At 59.0% G+C, this 12,510-nt stretch carries 15 protein-coding genes; 10 read left to right on the top strand and 5 right to left on the bottom strand.

The annotated features are described in order from the left end of the window. Positions 1 to 82: 82 nt before the first annotated feature. The gene (locus tag ACWIKB_RS32070; protein WP_475271439.1) at positions 83 to 985 is read left to right on the top strand and encodes a LysR family transcriptional regulator; all 903 of its coding nucleotides are present in this window, start codon (positions 83 to 85) and stop codon (positions 983 to 985) included. On the opposite strand, the gene ACWIKB_RS32065 is transcribed toward ACWIKB_RS32070, so the two are convergent. Continuing rightward, positions 959 to 1,906 carry an ABC transporter substrate-binding protein gene (locus tag ACWIKB_RS32065; RefSeq protein WP_475271438.1) on the bottom strand — a complete coding sequence of 316 codons (948 nt, stop codon included), beginning with the start codon at positions 1,904 to 1,906 and terminating at the stop codon, positions 959 to 961. The genes ACWIKB_RS32070 and ACWIKB_RS32065 overlap by 27 nt on opposite strands. Positions 1,907 to 2,201: 295 nt before the next feature. Here ACWIKB_RS32065 and ACWIKB_RS32060 point away from each other — a divergent pair, with 295 nt between their 5' ends. The 5 genes from ACWIKB_RS32060 to ACWIKB_RS32040 all read left to right on the top strand — a co-directional run bounded on the left by ACWIKB_RS32060 (position 2,202) and on the right by ACWIKB_RS32040 (position 5,802). Beyond that, positions 2,202 to 3,188: an aliphatic sulfonate ABC transporter substrate-binding protein gene (locus tag ACWIKB_RS32060; protein WP_475271437.1), complete on the top strand. Its 987-nt coding sequence runs from the start codon at positions 2,202 to 2,204 to the stop codon at positions 3,186 to 3,188. A 122-nt stretch (positions 3,189 to 3,310) separates the two neighbouring features. Further along, positions 3,311 to 4,147 (top strand): ABC transporter permease, encoded by an 837-nt coding sequence (locus ACWIKB_RS32055; protein WP_475271436.1) that lies wholly within the window; start codon positions 3,311 to 3,313, stop codon positions 4,145 to 4,147. Positions 4,148 to 4,150: 3 nt separating this feature from the next. Beyond that, the gene (locus ACWIKB_RS32050) at positions 4,151 to 4,864 is read left to right on the top strand and encodes an ABC transporter ATP-binding protein (protein WP_475271435.1); all 714 of its coding nucleotides are present in this window, start codon (positions 4,151 to 4,153) and stop codon (positions 4,862 to 4,864) included. Positions 4,865 to 5,113: 249 nt separating this feature from the next. Continuing rightward, on the top strand, positions 5,114 to 5,386 hold the full coding sequence (locus ACWIKB_RS32045) for a hypothetical protein (RefSeq protein WP_475271467.1): 273 nt from the start codon (positions 5,114 to 5,116) through the stop codon (positions 5,384 to 5,386). Between the two features lie 188 nt (positions 5,387 to 5,574). Further along, the gene (locus ACWIKB_RS32040) at positions 5,575 to 5,802 is read left to right on the top strand and encodes a DUF6555 family protein (RefSeq protein ID WP_475271434.1); all 228 of its coding nucleotides are present in this window, start codon (positions 5,575 to 5,577) and stop codon (positions 5,800 to 5,802) included. A 112-nt stretch (positions 5,803 to 5,914) separates the two neighbouring features. On the opposite strand, the gene ACWIKB_RS32035 is transcribed toward ACWIKB_RS32040, so the two are convergent. The 3 genes from ACWIKB_RS32035 to ACWIKB_RS32025 all read right to left on the bottom strand — a co-directional run bounded on the left by ACWIKB_RS32035 (position 5,915) and on the right by ACWIKB_RS32025 (position 7,144). Further along, positions 5,915 to 6,073, bottom strand: coding sequence for a hypothetical protein (locus ACWIKB_RS32035; RefSeq protein ID WP_475271433.1), 159 nt, complete (start codon positions 6,071 to 6,073; stop codon positions 5,915 to 5,917). 61 nt (positions 6,074 to 6,134) lie between these two features. Next, positions 6,135 to 6,449, bottom strand: a complete 315-nt coding sequence (locus ACWIKB_RS32030; protein WP_475271432.1) for an AzlD domain-containing protein — start codon at positions 6,447 to 6,449, stop codon at positions 6,135 to 6,137. Next, positions 6,446 to 7,144 (bottom strand): AzlC family ABC transporter permease, encoded by a 699-nt coding sequence (locus ACWIKB_RS32025; RefSeq protein ID WP_475271431.1) that lies wholly within the window; start codon positions 7,142 to 7,144, stop codon positions 6,446 to 6,448. The genes ACWIKB_RS32030 and ACWIKB_RS32025 overlap by 4 nt, the downstream gene beginning before the upstream one ends. Positions 7,145 to 7,323: 179 nt before the next feature. On the opposite strand from ACWIKB_RS32025, the gene ACWIKB_RS32020 reads away from it, so the two are divergent. From ACWIKB_RS32020 to ACWIKB_RS32005, 4 genes are all read left to right on the top strand, one after another. Then, on the top strand, positions 7,324 to 8,259 hold the full coding sequence (locus tag ACWIKB_RS32020) for a GGDEF domain-containing protein (protein ID WP_475271430.1): 936 nt from the start codon (positions 7,324 to 7,326) through the stop codon (positions 8,257 to 8,259). Between the two features lie 283 nt (positions 8,260 to 8,542). Beyond that, positions 8,543 to 9,409, top strand: a complete 867-nt coding sequence (gene dapA / locus ACWIKB_RS32015; protein WP_475271429.1) for a 4-hydroxy-tetrahydrodipicolinate synthase — start codon at positions 8,543 to 8,545, stop codon at positions 9,407 to 9,409. 61 nt (positions 9,410 to 9,470) lie between these two features. Further along, entirely contained in the window at positions 9,471 to 9,845 is a 375-nt protein-coding gene (locus tag ACWIKB_RS32010; RefSeq protein ID WP_475271428.1) for a DUF2784 domain-containing protein, read from the top strand. Positions 9,846 to 9,949: 104 nt separating this feature from the next. Continuing rightward, positions 9,950 to 10,867 (top strand): LysR family transcriptional regulator, encoded by a 918-nt coding sequence (locus tag ACWIKB_RS32005; protein WP_475271427.1) that lies wholly within the window; start codon positions 9,950 to 9,952, stop codon positions 10,865 to 10,867. A 2-nt stretch (positions 10,868 to 10,869) separates the two neighbouring features. Here ACWIKB_RS32005 and ACWIKB_RS32000 read toward each other — a convergent pair whose 3' ends face one another. Continuing rightward, positions 10,870 to 12,447, bottom strand: coding sequence for a sensor domain-containing diguanylate cyclase (locus ACWIKB_RS32000; protein ID WP_475271426.1), 1,578 nt, complete (start codon positions 12,445 to 12,447; stop codon positions 10,870 to 10,872). Between the last annotated feature and the right edge of the window lie 63 nt (positions 12,448 to 12,510).

Here is a 12,510-nt window from a genome sequence, read left to right as displayed (position 1 = left end):
GTTGTTGTTTTCATCGAGTATTGGAATTGCAGGTAATCTTTGTAAATTGAAATGTTCGGCTGCCTGCATTCGGAAAAACAAAATGAAGAACTCAATCCAGCACATCCGCGCCTTTCTAGTCGTGGCGCAAACCGGCAACTTCGCTAAAGCGGCGGTGGCGCTCAATCTCTCGCCGTCGGCCCTGACCGTGCAAATTCAACAACTGGAAGACTGGCTCGGCGTCGCCCTGCTCGAACGCAGCCCGCGGCATGTTGCGTTGACCAGTGCCGGGCAAAGTGCGCTGCTGCCCATGGAGAAGTTGCTGCTGGACCTGGACAACATCGTCAGCGCATCGAGGGACTTGGCTTCATTGCGCCGGGGCGTGGTCACCATCGCCGCGCTGCCATCGCTGTGCGCCGCTGCCCTGCCGCCGCTTTTAAAGCAGTTTCGCGAGCAGTTTCCGGGGGTCGAAGTGCGGCTGCGGGACGTGGTGGCGCAACGGATCGACACGCTGGTGCGCGATGGCGAGGTGGACTTCGGCCTCGGCGTACGGGCGCGGATGAGCCATGGGCTGGAGTTTCAGACGGTGCTGGAAGATCGGTTGTGCCTGTTCATCCCCGCCGATCACCCGTTAGCCGGGCGACGCTCGGTCAAACTCAACGAACTGACGGATCAACCGATCATCCTCACCGGGCGCGACAGCAGCGTGCGGGAGTTGGTGGAGCAACTGTTCGCCGACGCACAGTTGCCGTTGTCGCCAGGGCTGGAAGCCAATTACATGTCGACGGTGCTGGCGCTGGTGCGCCAGGGCTTGGGTGTGAGCCTGCTGCCCGAATCAGCCGATGACGGCCGCGACGATCTGGTCAAAGTGCCGGTGGATCATCCCGGCGTCACGCGTCAGATCGGTCTGATCACCCGCACCGGTCAGGCCATGGCGCCGGCAGCACAGCGCTTTATCGACATGCTGCAGGGTGACGGCTTACTCGGCGAAGGACTTCTGGAATGAGCTGTCGATGATCGGCGCCGTCGCGAAGGCTGCCGGCAGTGCCTTGACCTTGAACAGGAAGTCCGCAGTGCTCTGCAAATCCGCCGCCGCTTGCTGATCCACCGGGCCGACGGTCATGTGCGCCTGACGCAACCAGTGGCGCGAAACGTCCTGATCGAGGTTGGCTTTCTTCGCCCACAGGTCGGCGTATTCGTCGGTGTGGTTGTCGACCCAGGCCCGGGCCTTTTTCAGGCGCCCGAGGAAGTCGGCGATGGCTTCGCGCTTGCTGTCGATGGACGGTGTCGAGGCGGCAATCGCGCTGAGGCCGGGCATCAGGTTCTTGGCAGTGAGAATCGGCCGGGCGCCAGAGAACAGAATCTGTTGCGAGATGTACGGTTCCCACACCGGGAACGCGTCGATGCTGCCCTGGGGCAAGGCTGCCGCCGCGTCAATCGGCATCAACTTGATGAAGTCGACATAGTCTTCCGGCAGGTCGGCTTTCTCCAGCGCGCGCAAGGTCAGTTGCTGGCTCCAGGCGCCGGGCCAATAGGCAACTTTCTTGCCCTTGAGGTCGGCGATGGTTTTGACCGGCGAATCCTTGGGCACCAGCAGCGCGATGGTGTCCGGGTTTTGTCGCGACACGCCAATCAGCTTCACCGGCGCCTGTTTCGCGGCGAGGAACAGAAAGCCTGAATCACCGAGAAAGCCCAGGTCCAGCGCGCCAGTGTTCAGCGCTTCCGCCAATGGCGCGGCCGCTTGGAAGTGTTTCCAGTCGACGGTGTAAGGCGCCCCTTCCAACACACCCGACGCCTCCACCGAGGCGCGAACGTTGTAGTAGTTCTGGTCGCCGACGTGCAGGACGACGGGGTCATTTGCGTAGGCAAAGGCTGCGGCAAATAGCGTGCTGATCAGCAAGCTGCGTAGGAATCGGGACGGGTTCATCGGAGTCTCCGGGGGGTGTTATTCCGATAGACCATAACGCTCTTATTACAAGCTTTTTAAATTCGATTTATGCATAAGCTCATGACTGGCAATCAACAGTGTTGGCCCAGCAACAGTGGCTCAACAGACTGTTTTGCCCTGGACATTGGTTGTCCCCATAACCACCGGCAAAGGCCCGAAAACGGTGATGCCCGGAACATGGCACAGAGCCTGCAATATTCCGTTTATGCAGGAAGCATTCATTAAAACCGATTATTCGGACATAAGAATCCCGTTGCCTTGCCGGAGCTGTTCCATGAAACCCACCTTCCGTTTTCCCAAAGCCAGACACCTGATCAGCGCCGTCGCCATCGCCTTGAGCCTGCAACCCCTGGCTCAGGCCGCCGAAACCACGCCGACCGAAGTGCATCTGGATTACGCCTATTACTCGCCGGTGAGCCTGGTGCTCAAGCACTTTGGTTTCCTGGAAAAAGCCCTGCCCCAGACCAAGGTCGGCTGGGTGCTAAGCCAAGGCAGCAACCGCTCTCTGGAATACCTCAACAGCGGCGGCGTCGATTTCGCCTCTTCCGCCAGCCTGGCGGCGGTGTTGAGCCGAGCAAATGGCAGCCCGATCAAATCAGTCTACGTTTACAGCCGCGCCGAATGGACCGCGCTGGTGGTGCGCAAAGATTCGCCCTACAAGACCGTGGCTGATCTGAAAGGCAAGAAAATCGCCGCCACCAAAGGCACCGATCCGTACCTGTTTACCCTGCGCAGCCTGCAACAGGCCGGATTGAGCAAGGACGACGTGGAACTGGTGCATCTGCAACACCCGGACGGTCGCACCGCCCTGGAAAAAGGTGACGTCGATGCCTGGGCCGGGCTCGACCCGCACATGGCCGCGAGCCAGGTCCAGGCCGGTTCCCGGTTGCTCTATCGCAACACCAACTTCAACAGTTACGGCGTAGTCAGCGTCACCGACAACTACGCCAAGGAACACCCGAAAACCATCGAAACCGTGCTCAACGCCTACGAACAGGCGCGGGAATGGGCGGTTAAAAACCCGGAAGAACTGGCGCAGTTGCTCGCCAGCGAATCCGGCCTGCCGCTGGAAGTGGCCAAGCTGCAACTGTCGCGCACCGATCTGAGCAGCCCGCAATTGACCGCCAAGGATGTGATTGCGTCCAAGGCTGCGGCGCCGATTCTGGTGTCCGAAGAGCTGGTGCGCAAAGGGGTTAACGTCGACCAAGTCATCGATCAGTTGATCGACACCGGCTTCAAGGAAACCGTGGCCCGTCAATAAACGCAGCCCTGTAGGAGCGAGGCTTGCCCGCGAAGGGGCCTTTGAAAGCGCCAAAAGCTTCGCGGGCAAGCCTCGCTCCTACAAAGGCCTGCGATTTTTTGATCTTGGCCTGGAGAAACCCCATGACCAGTAAGAGCAAAACCCTGCCCGCCGCTCTGGCACTCCCCGCATCACGTCGCCTCAGCCACGCCTGGCAACTGCGCCTAAAAGGCCTGGCCCTGCCGGTGCTGATCATCCTCATCCTTGAATTTGTCGTACGCATCGGCTGGCTGCCGTCCTACCAGATGCCTGCCCCCAGTGAAGTGGCCCTGACCCTCAGCGATCTGGCCGAAGGCGCGCTGTGGAAACACATCAGCGCCAGTCTGTTGCGGGTGCTGCTGGGGTTCGCCATCGGTGCGAGCCTGGCCCTGGTGTTTGCCGCATGGGTCGGTTTGAGCCGCGAAGCCGAAGCCTATCTGGAACCAACCTTCGCCGGCCTGCGTTCGATTCCGAGCCTGGCCTGGGTGCCGCTGTTGCTGCTGTGGCTGGGCATCGACGAGACCTCGAAAATCGTCCTGATCGCCATCGGCGCGTTCTTCCCGGTGTACCTCAACGGCGTCGCGGCGATTCGTGACATCGACCGCAAACTGGTGGAAGTCGGGCAAATGTACGGTTTCAGCCGCGCCCGGTTGGTTCGGCGGATTTTGCTGCCCGCTGCCCTCCCCGGCCTGTTCACCGGGTTGCGCAGCGGCATGAGCCTGGCCTGGATGTTTCTGGTGGCGGCCGAACTGATCGCCGCGACCAAAGGCCTGGGCTACCTGCTCAGCGACGGTCGCGAAACCTCACGGCCCGACATCGTCCTCGCGGCGATTATTGTGCTGGCGGTGCAGGGCAAACTCAGCGACGGCATCCTCGCCAGCCTGGAGAAACGCTTCCTGGCCTGGCGCGACACCTTCAACGGCCAAAGCGCAGAGGATTGAGCCATGACCGAACACCTGCTGGACATCCGCGTGGAGCGCAAAACCTTCGCTGCCACCACCGTCCTCAACAACATCCATCTGCAATTGAAGCCCCGGGAAACCGTCAGCCTGCTCGGCCCCAGCGGTTGTGGCAAAAGCACATTGCTGCGCATCGTCGCCGGGCTGGAAAAGGACTTTCAAGGCGAACTGAAAAACAATGCCGGTGAGGTGGCGTTCGTGTTTCAGGAACCGCGCTTGATGCCGTGGCTGACGGTGGAGCAAAACATAGGTTTCAGCGCCGACAACCAGTACGACAAGGCCTGGGTGGCGCAATTGATCGAAGAAGTCGGCCTCGGCGGTTTTGCCCAAGCCTTGCCCAAAGCGTTGTCCGGTGGCATGGCGCAACGGGTAGCGATTGCTCGCGGCCTGTATTCGCGCCCGCAGGTGCTGTTGCTCGATGAACCTTTCAGCGCAGTGGACGCCTTTACCCGGATGAAACTTCAAGACCTGCTGCTGCAACTGGCCGAGCACCACGCCATTGCCCTGCTGCTGGTTACCCACGACGTCGATGAAGCGCTGTACCTGAGCGACCGGGTGCTGGTGATGGACCATCGACCCAGCCGCATTCGCCAGGAAATACAGGTGGATCTGGCCCATCCCCGTGATCGCCGCGATCCGTTGTTGGCGCGGCTCAAAGCGTTATCGTTGACTGAATTGCAGCAGGCTCACGTTATTTAAACTGATACTTCAACTTGTCTATACAAATCAAAGTCTCAAACGTTACATCGAGTGTTTCAATGGAGAGACATTTATATTAATACGGCCGTTTGACGGATAACCGCTTGTCTGACATTTCGACCGTCATACATACATTTAACAAGACTACAGATAGCATGCGCGCCGCATTTCCATAAGCATCCAAAGTTGACCAAACAGTCAACAACCCAAGGAAATCCCTACAACTTTTACACCTTGCAGAGAAATAAGTTGCGCGACGATTTTGCAATTAATCAAGTCGGTGAGCTGGCGTGTGTCTATCTTTCGATGACAGAACACTTGCAACTCGACTGCTTTATCGGCCATTACATAAAAACTCGAAACCTGCGCGCCGTCGCTGATATCAGCAGCATTCTGCGCACCACGCTGCAACGCTATCCGGGCAAGCCTCCCGTGATGGTGAATGAGCTCAACGCCTGGATCGACAAAACCCTTGGCTATCGAGCGGCCCACCCCGACTTCCCCCAGTTGGAAGACGTCTGAAATAACGTTCCAGGGCTATGTCAGCAGAAGAACTGAACGAACCCGCCCTGGAAATACTCAGAATGAAGAGGCCAAACCGGCCTCTTTTTTCAAGCGCCCTATTTCTGCATGACACTGGCACCGCAGATCTCTCTGAATTCCCTGTTCAATGACTAAGCCGATGTCGGGCTGGCTCCAAATGGAATTACATGAGCGAACTTGTCCCTTATGCCGTGCATTACCTGCTCGACGGTGTGCGACAGCACTTTTTCAAATTGTCCGTGGGTTTTTCCGATGTGCAAGCCATCCATTCGGCATCTGCCCATGCCTATCCCGAATCCGGACAAAAGATTGCGCCACACGCGAGTCTCGAAACCGCGCGCGACAAGGCTCAGCAAATGGGAATTACGCAGATTCGGTGGAATGAGGCGATTTGATTCTGCGCGGTCGCTAAATTGTGGGAGCGAGCCTGCTCGCGAAGAGGCCATCAGCCTTAACATCCTCGTTGACTGACATACCGCTTTCGCGAGCAGGCTCGCTCCCACAGGGTCAAGGTTTCAGCGGAATTTCTACGTCTCGGTCGGACAGCTCTTTACCATCGTCCGGGTGCTTCCAGTCCGGCGTCGAGCGCCTCTGCCGCTTGATCTCTTCTTCGCTCGGTTCGTCCGTGTCTTCATCCAGGTCCGGCTGCTTGGGTTCAGTTGCCATGTCCACCTCTCTTCCTGAAGGGATATCAGTTTTAAGCGTAGAACATTTCCCCACGCCCGACTCAAAGCAACCAGCGCAATACAAAGAAGAACCCCATGCTCAACAGCATGCTGAGCAACGTATTGCGGGTGTAGATCACCAACCCCACGGCCACCAGCGAACTGATCAGGTAAGGGTTGTCCCACTGCAGGTTCAGCTGTTTGTCCGGCATAAACACGATTGGCCCGCAAATCGCCGTCAACATGCCCGGCACCGCAAAACCGAGAAACTGCCGCGCATTGCTGCTCAGGCGCACCGGCAATCGCGGTTCAAGAAACACGTAGCGGTTCAAAAACACCAACACACCCATGCCGATAATCACTGCCCAAACGATCATGTACGCTCCAGATACAGCTTGTTGCAGATAAACCCGGCGGTCATGCCCGCCAGCCCCGACAGCACCAGGGCCGAGCCCCATTGCCAATAGCTGAACAGCACCGAACAGAACAGCGACACCGCCACGCAAACCACCGTCGGCACATTGCGCACCACCGGCGTAATCAGGGCGATAAAGGTCGCTGCGATGGAAAAATCCAGGCCCAGGTGTTCAAGACCGGGAATGCTACTGCCCAACACGATGCCGGCCAGGGTGAACAGGTTCCAGGCAATATAAAACGTCAGACCCACGCCCAACGCATACCAGCGGTTGAACTGCTGCTTGTCATGTTGGCTGGTCAGGGCGAACAACTCATCGGTGAGCAAAAAGCCCAACCCCACTCGCCAGCGCCCCGGCAAAGGGGAAATCACCGAGCGCATGCTCATCCCGTACAGCAAATGCTGGGACGTCAGCAACAGCGTGGTCAGCAAAATCGAAAAGACCCCGGCCCCACCCTTGAGCATGCCGATCGCCACCAATTGCGCGGCGCCAGCAAACACGATGCTCGACAAGCCCTGACCTTGCAGAGGCGTGAGGTTGGCCTCAATGGCCATGGAACCGGCCAACAGCCCCCACGGCGCGGTGGCCAGGGATAACGGCATGATCGCCGCCGCGCCACGCAGAAAGGCGCTGCGCGGCATGAGTGAATTCGACATAACGCTCTACAACCTGGGGAAAGACCGCTGACTGTGCCAGCAGATGCCGGCGAAGGCTTGAACAATCTTGCGCACTTTCGAGCAATACACCTGGCTGCGCCTTTCATCGGCTGCCCGCTTGATTCGCAGCGATAGTATCAACATGATGGCCCTGCATTTCTCCATGAGGCCGGCCCTTTATGAGTTCCGTCGACACCGACAGTGATGTTTACAAAACCCTGCTTGAGTCGACCAAGGCGATTCCCTGGCGGATCGACTGGCAAACCATGACGTTCAGCTACATCGGCCCGCAGATCGAGAGCTTGCTGGGCTGGCAGCAGGACAGTTGGGTCTCGGTCAATGACTGGGTCGAGCGCATGCACCCGGACGATCGCGACTACGTGGTGGACTTCTGCGTGTCGCAATCGCGTGCCGGCGTCGACCACGAGGCCGACTACCGCACACTGACTCAAAACGGTGACTACGTGTGGATTCGCGATGTGGTGCACGTGGTGCGCAAGGACGGTGAAGTGGAGGCGCTGGTGGGTTTCATGTTCGACATCAGCGAGCGCAAGAAAACCGAAGAGCACCTGATTCGCCTGCAAAAGCAGCTGGAAGAATATTCATTTCAGGACGGTCTCACCGGCATCGCCAACCGACGCATGTTCGACACCGTGCTGGAACGCGAATGGAGCAACGCCCAGCGCACCGGGTTGCCGTTGTCGCTGCTGGTTCTGGATATCGATTACTTCAAGCAGTACAACGATCACTACGGCCACATCAAGGGTGACGAATGCCTGCGGCGCGTGGCGCAGACGTTGTCCCTGGCGGCCAATCGGCCACGGGATTTCATTGCCCGGATCGGCGGCGAAGAGTTCGTCTGGCTGCTGCCGGAAACCGATGCCGAGTCTGCCCGACTGGTGGCGCGCAAGTGTCTGCACTTGATTCGCCAGCAGCAGATTGCGCATGAGTTTTCGTCGGTTTCGTCACTCGTCACCCTGAGCCTCGGCGTCGGCACCACCGTCGTAAGCCAAGGCGCCAGCGCACTGGATTTCGTCGAACAGGTCGACAAACTGCTCTATCGGGCCAAGCACAACGGACGGATGCGCGCCGAGTTCGCCGATTTTCAGGATTGACAAACACCTCGGCGCCTTTTAAAACTGAGCGCCTCACTCAGGGTGTCAGCGATATGTCCGCAACCTTCAACTTCAACACTGTCGTCATTGGCTTGAATGCCAAGGCACAAGGTTGCGTTGCGCACACCCTCAAATCGAAGAAACAGTCGCTCATGTGACCGGGGCGCGCTGTCCCGTCAGATGAGCTGACAGGACATTGAGCGCGACGGGCACCCTCCCCTTGCTTACCTCCTTTCTACGCTTCTGACGGTGACGAATTCGGTCAACCTTCAGGAGAAGTTACATGTCATCGTTTCAAGGTATCTGGGTCCCTATCGTCACGCCGTTTCACCATGGCGCCATCGATTTTGTCGGGTTGCGGCGGCTGATCAGCCACCTGCTGGAAAATGGCGTAGATGGCATCGTGGTCTGTGGCACCACCGGGGAAGCCGCGGCGCTGGGCAAACATGAGCAACTGGCCGTGCTCGATGCTGTGCTCGCGCAAGTGCCGGCGGATCGCGTGGTCATGGGCCTGGCCGGTAACAACCTGACCGAGCTGCTGCAGTTGCAGAGCGAAATCCTCAAACGTCCCCTGGCCGGCCTGCTGGTGCCGCCGCCGTACTACATCCGTCCGTCCCAGGCTGGCCTCGAAGCCTTTTTCAAGACGGTGGCCGATGCCTCCAGTGTGCCGATCATTCTCTATGACATCCCCTACCGCACCGGCGTGGCATTCGAGCAGGCAACCTTGCTCAACATCGTTTCGCACGAGCGGATCGTCGCGATCAAGGATTGCGGCGGCAATCAGGCAACGACCCTGGCGCTGCTGGCCAGCGGCAAGGTCGACGTGCTGTGCGGCGAAGACCACCAGATCTTCAATGCGTTGTGCCTGGGTGCCAAAGGCGTGATTGCCGCATCAGCCCATGTTCATCCCGAGTTGTTCGTGACGCTGTATCGACAGATTCGCGACCAGCAGCTCGCGGCTGGCCGAACGACGTTCTTGCGGTTACTGCCGCTGATTCACAGCCTGTTCATCGAGCCCAATCCCGCCCCGGTAAAAACCGCCCTCGCCCTGCAAGGCTTGATCGACGACGAACTGCGTGCGCCCATGCAACGCAGTGGCGAAAACACCATGGCGCACTTGAAAGCAATACTGGGCGCATTGAATCGATAGAACCCAGGCCACCCGCCCGAGTAACATGGAGCGATTCAAACTGAAGAGTCAGGGAATCGACATGCTTTACCGAATCGCCGCCGACGGGCTGGTGCTGTTTCACCTGTTGTTCATTCTGTTCGTGCTGTTCGGCGGGCTGCTGGTGCTCAAATGGCGCCACCTGATCTGGTGGCACCTGCCAGCCGCCGCGTGGGGCGTGATCGTCGAAGTCTTTCACCTGACCTGCCCGCTGACCTATTGGGAAAACCTGATGCGCGAGGCGGCCGGGCAAACGGTGTATGGCGGCGGTTTCATCGAGCACTACGTGTTGCCGATCATCTACCCGGCCGGTCTGACACCGACAATTCAACTGGGGCTTGGCAGCGTGGTGCTGGCGGTCAACCTGGCGGTTTACGTGCGCTTGATCCGATTGTGGAAGTTGCGTCGGGCCACGTGAGTACCGCTAAAAGATCGCAGCCTTCGGCAGCTCCTACAGGTGCATGCAATCCCCTGTAAGAGCTGTCGAAGGCTGCGATCTTTTGATCTTCGAGGAGCTTGAACATGCTGTCGATTGAAGACCTGGCGCTGCTTGAAGCCATTCGCGAAACCGGCAGCCTGTCCCGCGCCGCTGCCCATTTGGGCAAGGCGCCTTCAACCGTCTCCTACGCCGCGCGGCAACTTGAAGAACGCTTCGATGCCTTGCTGTTCGACCGCCGCCGCTACCGCTTGCAGCTCACGGCGGCCGGCGAGTTGCTGGTGAACGAAGCGGCGCGGCTGATGCAGGACGTCTCCCGACTGACCCAGCGCGTCCAGCAAGTGGCCAACGGCTGGGAAAGCCGGTTGTGGATCGTCACCGACGAACTGCTGGAATTCGACACCTTGATCCCGGTGATTCACGAATTCGACGCGCTGGAATCCGGCGTACCGCTGCGCATCACTCAGGAAGTACTCAAAGGGGTCTGGGAAGCCCTGCGTGAAGGTCGCGCAGACCTGATCATCGGCGCCACCAACGAACCGCCGGCCATCCCTTCGTTGCGCTGGATGCAACTGGGGGAAATGGAATGGGTGTTCGCCGTCTCGCCCAAACACCCGCTGGCCAAGGCTAAAGAGCCGATTACCCGCGCCATGGTCACGCAGCACCGGGCGATTGTCGTGGCCGACTCATCCCGGGCCACCGAAGGCAGCACGTATGGCGTTTCTGGCGGGCAACCGGTGCTTGCCGTGCCGACCATGCGTGCCAAGATCCTGGCCCAATGCGACGGTTTGGGCGTGGGCTGGTTGCCCCGGCATCGCGTCGGTTCCCTGCTGAACAACGGCACGCTGATTGAAAAACAGATGGCCGACCCGCGTGAGCCGAACATCCTTTACGCTGGCTGGCGCGGCGACCATGACGGTCGCGCCCTGGGCTGGTGGCTGGAAAAACTCAAGCAACCCTGGCTCGCGACCAAACTCGTCCAGGGCAGTGACTGTTTTGCCTGAACTCAGTTGGCGATGACGCTCATGTTCCGGCCACTGGCCTTAGCCACGTACAACGCCTTGTCGGCGGCACCAACCAAGTCGTCGGCCCCGGCTTGCGAAGCCGGGTCGTAGGCGCAGACGCCCAGGCTGACCGTCACCACGCCTTCAGTACCTTCAGTGTGCTCGATACCCGCCAGTTGCACCGCGCGGCGGATTTTTTCCGCCACCAGGAAGGCGCCCACATAGTCCGTGCCGGGCAGCACCACCGCGAACTCCTCGCCACCATAGCGAACAGCCAGATCCCCGGGGCGCTTGATGTTTTCCGTGATGACGGCGCTGATTTTGCGCAAGCACACATCGCCGGCCACGTGCCCGTAGTGATCGTTGAACAGTTTGAAATGATCGACATCGATCATCAGCAACGCCAGGCCCGTCTGGCTGCGTCGGGCGCGACCCATTTCCGCGACCATGAACAGGTCGAACTGACGCCGGTTGGCCAACCCCGTCAGTGCATCTTCCAGGGCCAGCAGTTCAAGGCTGCGATTGACCTCGATAAGCTTTTCCTGGGCGTCCAGCAATACGCTTTGAATGTGATTTTGCTGCTTCATGACACGAATAAGCCGATAACCGAGCGCGCCCAGGAACCCCAGCAGCAAGGCCACGATAATGGCGCTGTTCAACGATTCCTCACGCCAGCCTTCCAGCACCTCTTCCTTGTTCAGGGCGGCGGACACGATCATCGGATAACCATTGATCCGTCGAAACCCCAAGACCCGCTCGACACCATCAATCACTGACCTGATCGTTGCAGTCCCGAAGTCGGCATGGGGCAGCAATTGTTTGAACAATGGCCCATTGGCCACACTGGTACCGATGTCGGCTTCCTTGAAGGGGCGGCGTACGAGGATGGTGCCGTTGTCGGCCATTAGGTTAATCGCACCGTTTTTGCCCATATCGATGCTGTCGTACAGCGCAAGGAAGTGATTGAGATAAATCGTTGCCACCACGACGCCGGCGAAACTGCCGTCGGGATGATTGATCCTTCTCGACACAGTCATGATCCACTCATCGGTCGAGCGACTCTTGATCGACGGGCCGATATGCGGGCCACGGTCGGGATGGTCACGATGGAAAATGAAGTATTCACGGTCGGAGTTATTGGCATTGGGCAAAGAGGCACCGTTGGAATTGACAAGCCAACGACCGCTTTCGTCATAGATGAACAGACCGTGAAGCTGGGATAACTCGTTGCGTTGCGCACCCAGCAACTGTTGCATCCGGGTATACGGTGCCGGCCCCATCCCGTCCTTCTCGATGCGATCGACCAAAGTAAACAGCAACGTGTCGGCCTGCTTGATCGTCGACTGCGCCTGGGAAGCCAGGGTCTGCGCCAGGTTGGACATCGCCACTTCTTTGTCATGCAAGTGGTAAAAACGCGAGTTCCAGGCCTCCCAGCCCGCAATGGCGGCCATGGACAGACACACCGCGACCAGCAAAACCACGGCGTAACGAACCTTGAGCTTCGCCTGGACCTGTTCGGCCAGCAACGACGCCGTGGGTTGAAGGGTTTCGATACGAACTTTTACGGACGGATGCCCCATGACACTCCCTGACTCTTATGACGTGGCGAATCTTCCCGTTCGCCCTTTTTACGGCCCATGACG

Source organism: Pseudomonas sp. 5Vm1k (assembly GCF_056161485.1).
This window is presented reverse-complemented; position numbering and strand designations above follow the sequence as displayed.